This is a genomic window from Novosphingobium sp. TK71 (assembly GCF_055361505.1).
Genome location: NZ_CM143962.1, coordinates 3,046,369 through 3,063,176, shown reverse-complemented (window position 1 = coordinate 3,063,176; position 16,808 = coordinate 3,046,369). Strand labels below are relative to the sequence as shown.

Genomic DNA, 16,808 nt, shown 5'->3' with positions numbered 1-16,808 from the left:
TGGGTTTTGAGGAAATAAATCCTTGAATAATAATCGTGGTAACAACCGTCGGCGTGGCCGCGGTAATAATCGCCAGCAAGGCGGCCAGCAGACCAATCGGATCGACAGCAGGGCTCGCGGCAATGCGCCGCAGCTGCTGGAGAAGTATCGCAAGCTGGCACATGACGCGCATCTCAATGGCGACCGCGTGACTGAGGAATATTACCTTCAGTTCGCGGACCACTATTTTCGCGTGATCGCCGACCAGAAGCAGCGCCAGGAAGATTCGCGCCAGCCGCGCCGCGACGATCGTTCGTCGGATTACGGCGATGACTACGGCACGGACGAATATGGCGATTACGATGCGCCTGCCAGCCAGGAGCGGCAGGAACGTCCCGAGCGGCAGGAACGTCCCGAACGCCAGGATCGACCTGAGCGGCAGGAACGTCCCGAACGCCAGGATCGACCTGAGCGGCAGGAACGCCCTGAACGTCAGGAACGCAGCTTCGACCGCCAGGACCGTCCGCAGCGTCAGGACCGTGCTCCGCGCGCCGAGCAGCAGGCCGAGGAACCGACCGCCGAGGCGACCGGTAACGAAGCCGAGCCCGAGCGTTCGGTCTACGAACCGGCCGAAAACCCCTTCGTGCGTGACAACCGCCCTTCGCGCGGCCTGAAGCAGCGCAAGCCGCGTCGCACCCGTGAAGAGGCCGGCGGCGAAGGCGAAAGCAACGCGGCCTCCGCCGATGTTGCTGCTGCCGAACCTGCGGCCAACCTCGACCCGGCCATCCTGCCTCCCGCGATTTCGGCTGCGCCCGCCAAGCGGACGCCCAAGGCCGCCGCGGAAAAGCCCGCGGCCGAAAAGTCGGACGATGTGAAGTCCGATGAAACCGCCGAGGAAAAACCGCGCCGTCGCCGTACCCGCAAGGCCGCTACCCCGGCCGACGAAGGTGGCGACAGCCCGCTGGAAGCGGTCAACTCCTGAAACGAAACGCGAATGCGCTTGGCGCGCATTCGCTGACGTTCCGATCCACGGCCCACGTCCCGCCACAAGGCGAGACGTGGGCCGTTGGCGTTTCATCCCGCCGGCAAGAAGCGAACCCGGCGCGAACTCCGCTTGCTTCCGGCCATCTTGCCCGTACATAGCCGCAGCAATGGATTCCCTACGGCGCGAGGCCCGGTTCTGAAACCCGCAATGGACTTCCTGAACCGCCATCCGCGCCTTGCGGCGGGGTTTGCAGCGATTCTCGCCGGGGCCATGGCGGCCTGCGGCTTCCAGCCCCTCGCACTCTGGCCGCTGACGTTGCTCGGCGTGGCCTGGCTTGCCGAACTGATCACACGTGCGCCGGGATGGCGACGCGCCCTGCTGATCGGCTGGTGCTTCGGCCTCGGGCACTTCACCCTGGGGGACAACTGGATCGCCACGGCATTCACTTACCAGGCCTCCATGCCCGCCTGGCTGGGGATGATCGCGGTATTCCTGCTGTCGCTCTACCTCGCGATCTATCCCGGCCTCGCCGCGCTGGCGGGCTGGTTGCTGCTGAGGCTGGATCGCGGCCGCAGGGACGGTCCGCGTGATGTGCCGGGGCCGGGCGCCTTCCTCATTCTCGCGCTGGCACTCGCCGCCGCCTGGATCGTGAGCGAATGGCTGCGCGCCTGGGTCTTCACCGGCTTTGCCTGGAACCCGCTCGGCGTGGCTCTGCTCGGCGGCTTCCAAAGCCGCGGCCTCGCGCTGGCGGCACCGTGGGTGGGGACTTACGGTCTTTCCGGCCTGCTGGTCCTGATCGCCTGCCTCCCCGGCTTGCTCTGGCGGATGATCCGCAGCTTCAAAGGCCCTGCACGCTGGAGCTGGGTGCTGCCCGGATTCGCCGTCTACATCCCGCTCACGATGCTGATGGCGCAGCCCGATCCCTGGGCACAGCGCAGCGAGGGAGCGATCCGCTTCACGCTGGTCCAGCCCGACATCCGGCAGGAACGGATCGACGATCCGCGCCTTTACGAGGCCAATTTCGTGCAACTGGCGCGCCTTTCCGTTCCCCGCTCGCCGGGGGACAGGCGCCTCATCCTCTGGCCGGAATCCGGCCTTGGGGACTATATTCGCGATGGTTATCCCCCCTTCCTCTACCGCATGTACACATATGCCGGAGACCCGGTTCTCGCCCGCGAGCGGATCGGGCGGGTAATCGGCCCTTACGGCCTGCTGATGACCGGTGCGGTGGATCTGGTGATGGAGGGCGATCAGGCCGTGGCCGCCCGCAACTCGGTTTCCGCGATCGACGGCAATGGCAACCTGCTGGCAAGCTATTCCAAGGCGCATCTGGTCCCCTACGGCGAGTACCTTGCCCTGCGCTGGCTGCTCGAACCCCTTGGCGCCACCCGGTTCGTAGCGGGAAACCTAGACTTCTGGCCCGGCCCGGGCCCGCGCACCGTCGACTTCGGCGAATGGGGCAAGGCCGGCATCCAGATCTGCTACGAGATCGTCTTCAGCGGGCAGGTCGTCGATCCCCGCGTAAGACCTGACTATATCTTCAACCCGTCCAACGACGGCTGGTTCGGGAGCTGGGGCCCGCCGCAGCACCTCGCCCAGGCCCGGCTTCGTGCTATCGAGGAAGGCCTGCCCGTCATGCGCTCGACCACGACCGGGATCAGCGCCGTGATCGATGCCGATGGTATCGTGCGCTCGTATGTCCCCTGGCATAGCGCAGGAAGGCTCGACGGAAGCATTCCGCCGCCTCACGAGCCCACGCCGTTCGCACGGTTCGGCAACCTGCTGCCGCTGACGCTTGCCCTCGGTTTCTGGCTTGTTGCGGTTTCCGTTATTGCGCTCCGGCGTCGGCGCGGGTAGACCCGTAACCACATAAAGATTTCTTTATATGTGGTGTCACGATGCGCAATGACTATGTCTTCACCTCCGAGAGCGTCTCGGAAGGCCATCCCGACAAGGTTTCGGACCAGATTTCCGACGCCATCGTCGATCTCTTCCTGTCGAAGGACCCGGAAGCCCGCGTCGCCTGCGAAACCCTGACCACCACCCAGCGCGTCGTCCTCGCCGGCGAAGTGCGTGGCAAGGGCATGATCGACAAGGACGGCCACTGGGAAGATGGCGCGCAGGAGGAAATCCAGCACATCGTCCGTGAAACCGTGAAGCGCATCGGCTACGAACAGGCCGGCTTCCACTGGCAGGACCTGCTGTTCGAAAACCACCTGCACCCGCAGAGCGCGGACATCGCGCAAGGCGTGGACTCGGCCGGCAACAAGGACGAAGGCGCAGGCGACCAGGGCATCATGTTCGGTTTCGCCTGCGACGAGACGCCGGACCTCATGCCGGCCACGCTCGACTACAGCCACAAGATCCTCGAACGCCTCGCGGCGGACCGCCATTCGGGCACCGCGCCGTTCCTCGAACCCGACGCCAAGAGCCAGGTGACCCTGCGCTTCAAGGACGGCGTGCCGGTGGAAGCAACCGCCGTGGTCGTCTCGACGCAGCACAAGGCCGGCTACCACGAAGGCGCGAAGGATGCGGAACTCAAGGCTTACGTGAAGAAGGCCGTGGGCGAGATCCTGCCCGCGGGCTTCGTCACCGAGAACACCAAGTTCCACATCAACCCGACCGGCAAGTTCGAAATCGGCGGCCCTGACGGCGACGCCGGCCTGACCGGCCGCAAGATCATCGTCGACACTTACGGCGGCGCGGCCCCGCATGGCGGCGGCGCTTTCTCGGGCAAGGACCCGACGAAGGTCGACCGTTCGGCTGCCTATGTCACCCGCTACCTCGCCAAGAACGTCGTCGCGGCGGGCCTGGCCAAGCGCTGCACGATCCAGATCGCCTATGCGATCGGCGTTTCCGAGCCGCTTTCGCTCTACGTCGACACGCACGGCACCGGCAAGGCCAGCGATGCCGAACTCGAAGTGGCGATCACCAAGGTCGCGGCTGACGCGCTTGGCGGCCTGACCCCGCGCGGTATCCGCGTCGGCCTTGGCCTGAACAAGCCGATCTACGGCAAGACCGCGGCCTATGGCCACTTCGGCCGCAAGCCGGAAGGCGACCTGTTCCCCTGGGAACGCACCGACCTTGCCGATGCACTGAAGGCCGCACTGGCCTGACCGGCCGCACCTTCGAAGGCATTGAAACGGGCCGGGTTTCCGAAAGGAAGCCCGGCCCGTTCGCTTTGGCGCGGAGCCGGTCCGGCCCTCGCCATCGATGAACCGCCAACCTTGATCGACCAACGACGGCTTCCGGCTTGCACTGCGCGGCAAGCGGTCTAGGTCGTAAACTCATAAACGGCGCCATCGAGGCGCCCAAATGGCGAACAGCTCGGGCCGAAGCTGACGCCGGGCGGGCTGGTTGCCCGTCCAAGGCAGCTTAGGCCCGAGATGGAAGCCATTTGGGCGTCCCTTCGGGATTTGACCAAAATGGCCCAGCGCTGCGTCGGGAAGGCTTGAAATATCGACATATTCCATCACCTTCCCTCCTGGCGCTGAGCCATTTTGCCTCAAACCTCGATGGTGCCGTTTATGAGTTTACGACCTAGCCTCATGGCATCGGCTTGCCGCGCCTTGCCGGCAGGCATCAAGGGACACACTCCACATGATCGAACTCGACCGCCGCGGCGCCCTGGGACTGGCTGCCGCGCTTCCGCTCGTATCGGCATTGCCCGGTCTCGCCAGCGCCGCCACGAACGATCTTGCCGCCTGGGATCTCACTGATCTCTATCCCGACCTTGCAAGCTGGGAAACCGCCCGCAAGCAGGTGATGGATGCCCTGCCCCGCCTTGCCGCATACAAGGGCACGCTCGGCCAGAGCGCCGAGGCCATGGCGAAAGTGCTTGAGGACATCTCCGCCGTCACTCTCAAGGCGATCCGCGTCTACACTTATGCCGCGCTCAAGGCCGACGAGGACCTGCGCATCGCCCCCAACCAGGAACGTCAGGCCCAGGTGCAGGACATGTTCGCCGCCTTCGGCGAGGCAACCGCCTGGACCAGCCCGGAAATCCTCGCCGCGGGCAAGGACAAGGTGGAGCGCTTCATCGCCTCCAACGATGCGCTGAAGCGCCGCTTCGCCTTCTCGCTGCGCAATACCCTGCGCAAGGCCGACCACACGCTCGACACACAGGGCGAGCAGATCCTCGCGGCCGCATCGTCGCCGCTCTCCGGTCCCGGCACGATCCGCGAACAGTTGTTCAACTCGGACATCCCCTGGCCCACGATCACCCTTTCGGACGGACGCGAAACCCGGCTCGACAGCCAGGGCTATTCGCTTACCCGGGATGCCGCGAACCGCGAGGACCGCAAGAAGGTGTTCGATGCCTACTTCGGAGAGATGGGCAAATTCGAAAGCTCGCTGGGCGCCGCCATGGCCGCCAAGCTCAAGGGCGACGTGTTCGAGGCGCGCATCCGCAAATACCCCAATTCGCTCGCCATGGCCCAGGCGGACGACGATGTGCCCGAGACCGTCTACCGCACGCTCGTATCGGCCACGAACGAAGGGCTTCCCCAGCTTCACCGCTATTTCCAGCTCCGCCGCAAGATGCTGAACCTGCCGGATATCCATTATTACGACATCTACCCGCCGCTGGTCAGCCTCGACCGCAAGTTCACGCTCACCGACATGCGCAACATCACGCTGAAAGCCGTCGCCCCGCTCGGGCCGGATTACGTGAAGCAGCTGGGCGAGGCGACCGCGGCCCGCTGGATGGATCCGCTTCCCCGGCCCGGCAAGACGTCCGGCGCCTACATGAACGGCTCCGTCTACGACGTGCACCCCTACCTGCTACTCAACCTCGGCGAGAACTACGAAGGTCTGTCCACTTACGCGCACGAGTGGGGCCATGCCATGCACAGCCTGCTGGCGAAGTCAGCCCAGCCGTTCGAACTGGCGGACTATCCCACTTTCACGGCGGAAATCGCCTCGACCTGCAACGAACTGCTGCTCACCGACTACATGCTGGACCAGGCCAAGACGAAGCAGGAGCGCATCTACTACCTCGGCATGCGGCTGGAAGGGCTGCGCGGCACTTACTTCCGGCAAACGATGTTCGCGGAGTTCGAACTGAAGATGCACGAGATGGCGGAGGCTGGTCAGGGCCTTTCCGGCGAGAGCCTGACGAGGGTCTATCTCGATCTGCTGAAACGCTATCACGGCCCGGATTTCGTGATCGACGAACCCTATGCGATCGAATGGGCCTATATCCCGCACTTCTTCAGCTTCTTCTACGTCTACCAGTACGCCACCTCGATCACTGCGGGGACATGGTTCGCCAATGCCATCCTCAAGGGAGGAAACGCGGAGCGCGAACGCTATCTCGACGTGCTGCGCGCGGGCGGCTCGGACCATCCCACGGCGATCCTCAAACGGGCCGGTCTCGACATGACCAGCCCCCAGCCCTACCGCGATCTCATCGCCGGCTTCGGCCAGACGATAGACGAGATCGAATCCCTGCTCGGCTAAGCCGGCGATGCGACCGTAATTCGGGACGGGAGGCGTCGACATCGCGCCTTCCCCGTCCTACCTGCCGCACGATTGCACCGGCCATTCTCCGTGGCTGACCCAAGGCTGACCCATGGCATATGAAACGCTGATTTCCGTCTCCCAACTCCATGACCTGCTGGCTTCCGGGGAGGACGTGCTGATCCTCGACTGCGACTTCGAGCTGGGCCAGCCAGACAAGGGCCGCGAAAGCTATCGCGCCGGGCACCTTCCCGGCGCGCGCCATGCCCATCTCGACGACGACCTGGCCGGGCCGCCGGACGGTACCAACGGTCGCCATCCGCTGCCCGCCCCGGTCGCGCTCGCCGCGTTCCTGCGCGGACAGGGACTGAAGCCGGGACAGCAGGTCGTCACCTGCGATTCCAGCGGCGGGGCCTGGGCCGCCCGCGCCTGGTGGCTGCTGCGCTGGGTCGGCCATGCCCCGGTCGCCGTGCTGGACGGCGGCAAGCAGGCTTGGGTGGCGGCAGGCCTGCCGATCGAAACCGGAGAGCCTGCCCCCTGCGCACCGGGTACTTTCGTTGCGGGCGAGCCGCTGGTGCCCGCCCCGGTAAATGCCGCGCAAGTGCTCGCAAATATCGAAACCGGCGCCGCGCAGACGCTTGACGCCCGCGATCCGTCGCGGTTCCGGGGCGATCCCAATCCGATCGACCCCGTTGCCGGGCACATCCCGGGCGCGCGAAACCGGTTCTTCCGGGACAACCTCGGGCCGGACGGACGCTTCCGTTCCGCCGAGGAACTTGCCGCCCGCTTCAGCGACCTGCTCGGCGGCCGGCCCGCGATACTCAGTTGCGGTTCGGGCGTAACCGCCTGCCACAATGCACTCGCCATGGCCGTGGCGGGGCTGGCCGAACCACATCTCTATCCCGGCTCGTGGAGCGAGTGGATCGCCGATCCGGCGCGTCCCGTCGCCACGGGCGACTGACGGCAGGCCGCATCGAAGCCGCTCTCGAAAGCTGCGATTCCCGCCGAAGAACAATTACATCCTTGCCGTCAGGCCGCATTCCTGTGCTTGACGAACATCGTACCGGAAATCGGGGGCTGGCCCCGAAGCGATGAATTCTTCCGGTCGGGGGCGACGATGACGATGCGGCTCTGGGCAGGCCTGACAGCATGCCTCCTGGCGGGGACGGCAATGGGCGGGTCAGGCACGGCCATGGCCCGTCCTGCACCTTTGCCGGGCCAGCTCGCCAGCGAGCTTCATGCCCTTGCCGACTATGACACCTCAGGCGACCCGCAAGCCGCGCTGAACCGGATCGACGCGCTGCTCGCAAAGGCGCGCGAAATCCGGGGCCTCGACCCTGTGGACCTGCTTCTTGCCGATGCCACGCGCGGCGAAGCCCTGTTCTGGCTCGGCCGCTACGCGGAAGCGCTCGCCGTCTTCCGCCGGTTCGATGCGGAAATGACCGCTCGCGGCCAACCGATGACACCGCGCCGGGCCGACATCGTCAACAATATCGGTTCCGCGCTCTCCAGCCTCGGAAAGCTCGACGAGGCCCACGGCTACAAACAGCGCGCTCTCGCGATCGCCGAGGAGATCTCCGGGCCGGGCAGCAGCGAATATGCCGCCGCGCTCTACGGGCTCGCGGTGATCGACTATCGACGCGGCCTGCCGCTGGAGGCGATCCCGAAAGTCGAGCAGGCCCTCGCCATCAGCCGCGCCGCTGCGGAGCGCACCGGAACGAACCTCGAAAATCCGGCCATCTACGGCATCACGCTGTCGACCCTTCGCATACAGGCAGGCGATTCCGCCTCCGCCGTCGATGCCGCCCGCGATGCCGCCAGCTGGGCCGAGGCTCGCCTTGGCAAGGGACACCGGATCACGCTGGCATCGCTCAATGCACTGGGGGCCGCGCTCAACGATGCCGGCCTCTACGGACGGGCCACCCCGATCCTGCGCCGCGCGCTGGACTTGCGCATGGCGAACCCTTCGCCTGACCAGCGCGACGTCGGCTATTCGCTCAATGCGCTGGCCTACTCGCTCGACCTCGCCGGTTTTTCCGAAGAAGCGCGTCCTTTCTACGAGCGCTCGGCAGCGATCTTCGAGGCATTGCCACCTTCGGGCCAGTCGATGTCGGGCGCCAACATCTTCGGCCAGATCGCACGCATCGCGCGGGACGACGGAGAAACCGAAACCGCGCTGGCCCTCTATCGCAAGGCACTGGCGCTGGCTCGCCGCAACGCGGCCTCTCCCGACGATCCCGAAGTGCTGTGGGCCGAATTCAGCCTCGCCAAGATGCTCAATCTGACGGGCGATCCAAAAAGCGCGCTGGCGCTGCTCGATCACGTCAACGCGGGCTATGCGAAGCGGGCGCAGGCCGCCAATCTTGATCGCATCTCCGGTCTCGCGCTGCGGGGTCTTATCGATGCGCGTCAGGGCGATCCGGTCGGTGCGCTCGAACGGCTGAAACCCGTCCTGGCTACCTTGCGCGAACATTTGCTGGACCGGGCATCCCCTGCTGCGGGCTCGGTGCGCCTGCGCGATCAGGCTTCGGGGCTCTTCGTGCTCGAAAGCCGCGTGGCGCTTGCCGCAGGGGACATGGAAACCGCGTTCGGCGCCCTCCAGATGGCGGGAATGGGGGACCTCCAGACCGCGTTCGGCGGCGCAGGCCCCTATCGCGGCGGCCATGGCCCCGAAGCCGAAGAGGCCATTCGCGCCTACCGCAACGAAGCCGCCGAACTGCGCGCCCTGCGCCGAGAACGTGACCGGGCGACCGGCGACGGCCAAAGCCTGTCCCCAGATGCTGAGGAAAAGCTCGCCGCATCGGAAACGCGCCTTTTCCGGCTCGATGCCGAGATCGCGCGGCTCGTCCCCGGCCATACCGCGCTGTCCAGCCTGACCCCCGCCGGGCTCATCGCCACCCGCGCACACTTGCGCGGCGATCAGGCGGTTCTCCTTTACGGACAGGATGCCGAAGGTCTGGTCGTGCTTGCGGTCACGCGCGGGGGCATCGCTTCCGCGCTGGTGCCGGTAACACCGCGCCGCCTGCTGGACCTGCAACGCCGCCTGCGCGGATCGATCGAGGAAGGCGTGCTAACGGACGGCCGATCCGCTTTCGACCGGCAGGCTGCCCACGAACTCTACACGCTGCTGTTCCCTACCCCTATCGCGCGCGCCGTGCATGACCGCGAAGAGTTGGCCGTCCTCGCGCAGGGCACCCTGGCCGCGCTGCCGTTCGACCTGCTCGTCACCGCACCGCCCCGTGGATCGGACAGCGATCCACAAGCCCTGCGCGAAACCCCGTGGCTGGTGAGGACTCACGCCGTCGGCACCCTGATAAGCGCTTCCACGCTGTCATCCGGTACATCGCGAAGAGCCGGCCGGCGCGGATTCGTCGGCATCGGCGCTCCGGTGCTGCGAAATCCCGATGCCGATGCCTCTGATGCCGTCGCCACGGTAGTCTCCGCTCTCCCCGGCCTGCCGAGCCTGCCCGGCGCCGGGAATGAGCTTGCCGCGATGGCCGCAACCTTCAGGGGCGAACGCCGGCTGCTCCTCGGCTCCGGCGCCACCGAGGCAGCGGTCAAGGCCGCGCCGCTGGACCGGGCGGGGGTGATCGCCTTCGCCACGCACGGACTGGTGGGCGGCGCCTATCGCAACATGCTCGAACCCGCGCTCGTCCTGACGCCTCCCGCCGATGCGGGCGGGTCCGAAGACGGGTTGCTCACGGCCTCGGAAATCGCGCGGCTCAAGCTCGACGCGGACTGGGTGATCCTTTCCGCCTGCGACACCAGTGCGGGCGACAGCGAGAATGCGCCGACTTATTCCGGCCTGGCACAGGCCTTCATTTCCGCCGGCGCCCGTTCGCTGCTGCTGTCGCACTGGCCGGTGCGGGACGATGTCGCCAGCCGGCTGACACTGGCCACGGTGAAAGGCGCGCGTGGACATACCCGCCGCGCCGAAGCGCTGCGCCGGGCCCAACTCGATGTGCTGGGCGACCGGAGCGTGGCGGGCGCGGCCCATCCGGCGATCTGGGCGCCGTTCGTGCTGGTGGGGAACTAGGTCGTAAACTCATAAACGGCACCTTCGGCCCGAGCTGTTCGCCATTTGGGCGCCTCGATGGTGCCGTTTATGAGTTTACGACCTAGGTGGACGGGGGCGGTGCCACGCCCCCTTGTTCCGTCAGGGCACGAGCACCGTATCGTGCGGTTCCCCTTCCGTCTCCGGATAGTCCAGCGTGAAATGCAGGCCCCTGCTCTCATGCCGATGCAGCGCGGATCGCACGATGAGTTCGGCGGTCTGCAGCAGATTGCGCAGTTCGATCAGGTCCGTGCGCACGCGGAAGTGGCGGTAGTATTCCTCCACCTCGCCGTTGAGCATCTGGATGCGGTGCATGGCGCGTTCGAGGCGCTTGGTCGTGCGCACGATGCCGACGTAGTTCCACATGAAGCGCCGGATTTCCGTCCAGTTCTGCTTGATGACGACTTCCTCGTCGGAATCGGTCACGCGGCTTTCATCCCAGGCGCGAACCGGCGGGGGCGCGTCGAACGTATCCCAGTTGTCGAGGATATGCGCGGCACAGGCCTCCCCGAAGACGAAGCATTCGAGCAGCGAGTTCGAGGCGAGGCGGTTGGCGCCGTGAAGGCCGCTTTCGGTGCATTCCCCGGCCGCATAGAGGCCGGGCAGGTCGGTCTTGCCATCGAGATCGATGAGCACGCCCCCGCAGGTATAGTGCTGCGCCGGGACGACCGGGATCGGCTCCTTCGTCATGTCGATGCCGAGGCCGAGCAGCTTCTCGTAGATGTTCGGGAAATGCTCGCGGATGAACGCTTCGGGTTGGTGGCTGATGTCGAGGTGGACATAGTCGAGGCCATAGCGCTTGATCTGGTCGTCGATGGCGCGGGCCACGACATCGCGCGGGGCCAGTTCGGCGCGCTCGTCGTAATCGGGCATGAAACGGTGCCCGGTGACGGGATGCCTGAGCTGCCCGCCTTCGCCGCGAACAGCCTCGGTGATGAGGAAGTTCTTCACGTCGAGGTTGTAAAGGCAGGTCGGGTGGAACTGCATCATTTCCATGTTGGAAACGCGCGCGCCCGCCCGCCAGGCCATGGCGATGCCGTCTCCGGTGGCGCCGCGCGGCGCCGTGCTGAACTGGTAGACGCGGCCCGCCCCGCCAGTGGCAAGGATCGTCGCGGCGGCGGTGTGCGCCTCGACGCGGCCGGTCTTTTCGTCGAGCGCATAGACGCCCCAGACCCGGCCCGATCCCGAATAGCGCAGTTCATGGCGCCCGGTGATGAGGTCTATGCAGGACTGACCGGGCAGCAGGGTGATGTTGGGATGGCTTTCCGCCGCCTTGAGCAGCGCGCTCTGCACCGCCCAGCCGGTCGCATCGGCGACGTGGACGATGCGGCGGTGGGAATGGCCGCCCTCCCGGGTGAGGTGCAGTTCGCTGCCCTCGGTGTTGAACGGCACCCCCAGTTCGACCAGCCGCTCGATCGCATGAGGTGCGCGCTCGATCACGAACTCCACGGTCTCCAGCCGGTTGAGGCCGGCGCCGGCGATCATGGTGTCGTTGATGTGCTCCTCGAAGGTATCTCCCGCGTCGAGCACCGCCGCGATGCCCCCTTGCGCCCAGGCGGTGGAGCCGCCGGTGAGACTGCCCTTCGCCAGCACGAGAACCTTCAGCCTGTCTGCCAGCGCAAGCGCCGCGGTGAGGCCGGCAGCGCCGGAGCCGACGACGATGACATCATGGGCGCTGGAGCAAGCATTGTCGGAGGGGACATTGGACATGGTCATGACGGCTCCATGCCCAGACTATGACCGGTGCGCAATATTTAGCTTTGCATCCGTATTTGCCCTGCAATCATGTTGCAGTGCAGCGTCGCAAGGGGTAAGGTTGCCGAGCATTCACAACAAGATAATCAGAAAAACGCACGAGGTCTGCCGGGCGGTCGCACGCAGGGAAGCAGTTGGAACTGCTTCGTGATCTGAACTCCAGTACGGAGCGTGCCGCAATGTCAGCCTTTTCCAAGCAACCATTTCAAACGGTGCTTTGCACTTTCAACCGACACGAACCCAACCGGAACACCGTACATTGGGACGGCACGCACTATACCTCGACATGTCTGGGTTGCGGCAAGGATATACGCCGCCAGGCGCACAAGGTATGGAAAGAGGACACGGAAAAAAGCTGATCGGGGCAAGCTGGAGAGGCCCCGGCGGCGAATTGCCGAACCGTCAGTGCCCGGCCGCTCCGGAGAACAGGTTCATCACCATCACGCCCGCCATGATGAGCGCAATTCCGATCAAGGCCGGGACATCGAGCTTTTGACCCTGGAATATCCACGCGATCGCCGTGATCAGGACGATCCCCACGCCTGACCAGATCGCATAGGCCACGCCCGTCGGGATGCTCCGCAGGGCGAGCGACAGGCAGAAGAACGCCACGATGTACCCCGCCGCCATGATCGCGGTGGGTACCAGCTTCGCAAAACCCTCGGACTGTTTCAGGAACGAGGTCGCGATGACTTCCGCAATGATGGCGATGACGAGATAGATGTAGCTCATCGCCCTTTTCAGGCCGCCACGGCACTCGTGAGGCTGACGAACACGTCCTCCAGATCCGCCTCGCGCGTGGTCACGTCAACGATGGCGAAGCCCTGCGCCTGCACGGCCGACAGGATTTCCCCGGCATTGCTGCGGTCCTTGTCGTAAGTGACCTGCAGGACCCGTTCGCCGATCTTTTCCGACTTGAGGAAACCGGGATGGGTGGGCAACGCGGTCACGTCGCGGTCGAAGGTGAGGACGAGGATCTTCTCGCGTGCCATGCCGACCAGTTCGCGAGTCGGCTTGTTGGCGATCAGTTCGCCATGATTGATGATGGCGATACGGTCGCACAGTTCCTCGGCTTCCTCGAGGTAGTGCGTGGTCAGCACGATCGTCGCGCCTTCGCGGTTCAGTTCGCTGACCAGTTCCCAGAGCTGGCGGCGCAGTTCGACGTCGACACCTGCGGTCGGCTCGTCGAGCACGAGCACCGGCGGCTGGTGGACCAGCGCCTTGGCGATCAGCAGACGACGCTTCATGCCGCCCGAAAGGGTGCGGGCGTAAGCATCGCGCTTGTCGGAAAGATGGACCGCCCGCAGCAGCTCTTCCGAACGGCGAAGCGCCTTGGTGATGCCGTAGAGCCCGGCCTGATTCTCCAGCACCTCGAACGGCGTGAAGAACGGGTCGAACACGATTTCCTGCGGCACGATGCCGATCGAACGCTTTGCGTTGCGCTGGTGCCTGTCGATATCGAAGCCCCAGATGTCGATCGTGCCCGAAGTCTTGCGGACGAGGCCCGCCATGATGTTGATGAGCGTCGACTTGCCCGCCCCGTTCGGGCCGAGCAGCCCGAAGATGCCGCCCTCGGGCACGTCGAACGACACGCCCTTGAGCGCCAGCTTGCCCTCGCCGCTGCCGGCGGGCGCATAGCGCTTCTTGAGGTCGCGGATCGAGATGGCGGCAGAGGTCGTGCTGGTCATGGCCCGCATGTGGGGCAGGTTCGCGCGCCAGTAAAGGGCGCGTGTGCGCCGCGCAGCCATTCCCGGCGTTGACGCGCTTCTTCGTTGGATTTACGATCCACAATATATCATAATTGTAGGACAGCACGATCCTGCGGATGATCGGGAGAAGAACCATGGCAACCACCCCCGAGGCCGGCATCGCGGAACGCGACTATTTCACCGACCATGCCGTCTTGCTGGACCCCTACGATTATTTCGAAAGCCTGCGCGCGCGGGGCGCGGTCACGCAGATGCCGGGCCGCGACGTGCTGATCGTGACGGGTTTCGCCGAAGCCGTGGAAGTGCTCCTGAACACCCGCGATTTCTCGTCATGGCTCAACCCCGATCCGCTGGCGCCGCTCCCTTTCGAACCCGAAGGTGACGACATTTCGGCGCAGCTTGCGGCCCATCCCAGCGGGGAGATGGAACTGCTGGTATCCTATGACGGAAACCGGCACGCAGCGGCGCGGTCCTTGCTCAACCCGCTGTTCACGCCTTCGCGGCTACGCGCGAACGGCGAATTCATGCGCGGCTATGCCGAAGACATGGTGCGCGGCCTTGTCGAACGTGGCGGCTGCGAACTGGTGGCCGAAGTGGCGACGCCCTTCGTCACCATGGTCATCGCCGACTTGCTGGGCGTTCCCGCGCAGGACCGCGAGGCCTTCCGCGCGCTCATCGATTCCGCGCCGCCGCCGGGCAACATGGATGCCGCCGACGATGGCCAGAGCATTCATCCCCTGCTGGCGATGGCCGGCTACTTCGCCCGCTACATCGCGGAACGCCGCGCCGTGCCACAGGACGACGTGATGACGGAAATGGCGCTTGCCCGCTATCCCGACGGATCGACGCCGGACGCGATGGAAGTGGTCAAGTCCGCCATGTTCCTGTTCGCGGCCGGACAGGACACCAGCGCCAAACTGATCGGCAATGCCCTGCGCCGCCTTGCCGAGGACCAGCCACTCCAGCAGCGCCTGCGGGAGGATCGCAGCCTGATCGGCCCGTTCCTGGAGGAAATCCTGCGCATAGAGGGTTCGACCAAGGCCACCTTCCGCATCGCCTCGCGCCGAACGACGCTGGCGGGCGTGGAGATTCCCGCCGGTCAGCGCCTCGTCATCTCGCTCGCGGCGGCCAATCGCGACCCGCGCCGCTGGGATGAACCCGAGCGGTTCGTGATCGGGCGGCCGCGCATCAAGGAACATGTCGCTTTCGGCCGCGGTGCCCACACTTGCGCCGGCGCGCCGCTGGCCCGCGCCGAAGTCTCGGTCCTGCTCGACCGACTGCTCGAACAGACCCGCAGCATCACCCTGGACGAAGAGCATCACGGCCCCGCCGAAGCGCGCCGCATCGCCTATGAGCCCAGCTACATCATCCGGGGGCTTGCCGCCCTGCACCTCAAGCTGGAATAGGGCCGCCGTCAGGCGTCGCTGCGCTCATCGAAGACCGAACGGCTGGCCTCGATCGCAGGGCGGTTGGCAAAAGCCCATGAGCCCAGTGCCTGCACCGGCTGCGAGAGCGAACGGCCAAGGTCGCTGAGGGAGTATTCGACACGAACCGGCACGCTGGCGTGAACGGTGCGCACCACCAGTCCGTCCCGCTCCAGGGCGCGCAAGGTTCGGGAAAGCATCTGCTGCGAGATCCCGTTGATCGCGCGCTTCAACTCGTTGAAATGCAGGTCGCCCTCCAGCAGGGTCATCACGACCAGCATCGACCACTTGTCGCCCACGCGGCTGAGAATATCGCCGATAACCCGGCATGCACTTGCCGAGTGAACGATGGCCGGTCCGGTTTCCGGCGGGCTTTCCGCAATCTGTTCCGCCGCCTGTTCCGCCGCGTCGAAGGTGGTCATCTCCATGGTACCTGGTCCTGAAAAAATGCGCTCTTGGCGTCCGTCGCAGTGCAACATAGCTATGGCCAGTCACTTTTCCAGACCACCATTTTTCCAGACCACCCCTTAGAGGTTCTCTCCCATGAAGCTTCTCCATCTCGATTCCAGCATCCTCGGCGAAAACTCGGTCAGCCGCGCCGTTTCGGCGGAGATCGTCGCCACCCTGACCAAGGCCGATCCCTCGCTCGAAGTCACTTACCACGACCTCGCCGCCGAGGCCCTGCCGCACCTGACGCTCGACGTGCTCGGCAACCCCGAGGGCACTCCCGAACTCGCGGAATTCCTGGCCGCCGACGTCGTCGTGATCGGCGCGGGCATGTACAACTTCACCATTCCCAGCCAGCTCAAGGCCTGGTTCGACCGCGTCCTCGTGGCTGGCAAGACCTTCCAGTACACCGCCGAAGGTCCGCAGGGTCTCGCCGGCGGCAAGAAGGTCTATGTCGCCCTGTCGCGCGGCGGCTACTACGGTGAAGGCCAGCCCGGCGCCGCTGTCGAGCATGCCGAAAGCTACCTGCGCGCCGTGCTCGGCTTCGTGGGCATCAGCGATCCGATCTTCGTGCTTGCCGAAGGCATCGCCATCGGTCCGGAAGTCCGCGAGAAGGCCGTTGCCGATGCCCTGGCCGAAGCCGGGGCGCTCGCCGTACCCGCCTGAAGCCTGACGGAAATGGTCCCGGCGCGCCCAACAATGCGCCGGGACCATTTGCCCGCTGGAAATTCCCGTGAAGGCTTGGTAATCGGCCGATCCATGAGCACGCAGCCCGAAACCGTCTTCACCGATTCCCACCGCGTTTCCTGCGACGGGGCCACTGACATCCGCGCCACGGGGAATTACGCCCCAGCCGCCCTCGGCCACCCCCGCGTGTGGCTGGAGATCGACGAGAAAGGCTACGTCGATTGCGGCTACTGCGACCGTCATTTCGTCCTCAAGGGCGGCCCGGCCGACCAGCAGGCAGCCTGAACAGGTAGTCCGGCGGGGGCTTC

General features: G+C 65.6%; 13 protein-coding genes. 9 read left to right on the top strand and 4 right to left on the bottom strand.

Annotation, left to right across the window (positions count from 1 at the left end):
- Positions 1-22 precede the first annotated feature (22 nt).
- The 6 genes from ACXJ16_RS14420 (at position 23) to ACXJ16_RS14395 (ending at position 10,460) form a co-directional block, all read left to right on the top strand.
- Positions 23-961 carry a DUF4167 domain-containing protein gene (locus tag ACXJ16_RS14420; RefSeq protein ID WP_324697117.1) on the top strand — a complete coding sequence of 313 codons (939 nt, stop codon included), beginning with the start codon at positions 23-25 and terminating at the stop codon, positions 959-961.
- Positions 962-1,171: 210 nt separating this feature from the next.
- Positions 1,172-2,821 carry an apolipoprotein N-acyltransferase gene (gene lnt, locus ACXJ16_RS14415; protein ID WP_324697119.1) on the top strand — a complete coding sequence of 550 codons (1,650 nt, stop codon included), beginning with the start codon at positions 1,172-1,174 and terminating at the stop codon, positions 2,819-2,821.
- 41 nt (positions 2,822-2,862) lie between these two features.
- Positions 2,863-4,080 carry a methionine adenosyltransferase gene (metK, locus tag ACXJ16_RS14410; RefSeq protein WP_324697121.1) on the top strand — a complete coding sequence of 406 codons (1,218 nt, stop codon included), beginning with the start codon at positions 2,863-2,865 and terminating at the stop codon, positions 4,078-4,080.
- A 484-nt stretch (positions 4,081-4,564) separates the two neighbouring features.
- Positions 4,565-6,424, top strand: a complete 1,860-nt coding sequence (gene pepF / locus ACXJ16_RS14405; protein ID WP_324697123.1) for an oligoendopeptidase F — start codon at positions 4,565-4,567, stop codon at positions 6,422-6,424.
- A gap of 112 nt (positions 6,425-6,536) precedes the next feature.
- On the top strand, positions 6,537-7,385 hold the full coding sequence (locus ACXJ16_RS14400; protein ID WP_324697125.1) for a sulfurtransferase: 849 nt from the start codon (positions 6,537-6,539) through the stop codon (positions 7,383-7,385).
- A gap of 231 nt (positions 7,386-7,616) precedes the next feature.
- Positions 7,617-10,460, top strand: a complete 2,844-nt coding sequence (locus ACXJ16_RS14395; protein ID WP_324697127.1) for a CHAT domain-containing tetratricopeptide repeat protein — start codon at positions 7,617-7,619, stop codon at positions 10,458-10,460.
- 120 nt (positions 10,461-10,580) lie between these two features.
- On the opposite strand, the gene nadB is transcribed toward ACXJ16_RS14395, so the two are convergent.
- The 3 genes from nadB to ACXJ16_RS14380 form a co-directional block, all read right to left on the bottom strand.
- The gene (nadB, locus tag ACXJ16_RS14390) at positions 10,581-12,194 is read right to left on the bottom strand and encodes an L-aspartate oxidase (protein ID WP_324697129.1); all 1,614 of its coding nucleotides are present in this window, start codon (positions 12,192-12,194) and stop codon (positions 10,581-10,583) included.
- A gap of 441 nt (positions 12,195-12,635) precedes the next feature.
- The gene (locus ACXJ16_RS14385; RefSeq protein ID WP_185998488.1) at positions 12,636-12,965 is read right to left on the bottom strand and encodes a DMT family transporter; all 330 of its coding nucleotides are present in this window, start codon (positions 12,963-12,965) and stop codon (positions 12,636-12,638) included.
- An 8-nt stretch (positions 12,966-12,973) separates the two neighbouring features.
- Positions 12,974-13,921 carry an ABC transporter ATP-binding protein gene (locus ACXJ16_RS14380; RefSeq protein ID WP_054442307.1) on the bottom strand — a complete coding sequence of 316 codons (948 nt, stop codon included), beginning with the start codon at positions 13,919-13,921 and terminating at the stop codon, positions 12,974-12,976.
- A gap of 155 nt (positions 13,922-14,076) precedes the next feature.
- Here ACXJ16_RS14380 and ACXJ16_RS14375 point away from each other — a divergent pair, with 155 nt between their 5' ends.
- A complete protein-coding gene (locus tag ACXJ16_RS14375; RefSeq protein ID WP_463920869.1) occupies positions 14,077-15,348 on the top strand; it encodes a cytochrome P450 in 1,272 nt (423 codons plus the stop codon).
- Positions 15,349-15,356: 8 nt separating this feature from the next.
- Here the strand turns inward: ACXJ16_RS14375 and ACXJ16_RS14370 are convergent, their stop codons facing one another.
- Complete coding sequence (locus ACXJ16_RS14370) at positions 15,357-15,794, bottom strand: winged helix-turn-helix transcriptional regulator (RefSeq protein ID WP_185998485.1); 438 nt, start codon at positions 15,792-15,794, stop codon at positions 15,357-15,359.
- A 115-nt stretch (positions 15,795-15,909) separates the two neighbouring features.
- On the opposite strand from ACXJ16_RS14370, the gene ACXJ16_RS14365 reads away from it, so the two are divergent.
- The gene (locus ACXJ16_RS14365; protein WP_054442254.1) at positions 15,910-16,479 is read left to right on the top strand and encodes an FMN-dependent NADH-azoreductase; all 570 of its coding nucleotides are present in this window, start codon (positions 15,910-15,912) and stop codon (positions 16,477-16,479) included.
- Positions 16,480-16,572: 93 nt separating this feature from the next.
- Positions 16,573-16,785 (top strand): zinc-finger domain-containing protein, encoded by a 213-nt coding sequence (locus ACXJ16_RS14360; RefSeq protein ID WP_054442253.1) that lies wholly within the window; start codon positions 16,573-16,575, stop codon positions 16,783-16,785.
- The last annotated feature ends 23 nt before the right edge of the window (positions 16,786-16,808 follow it).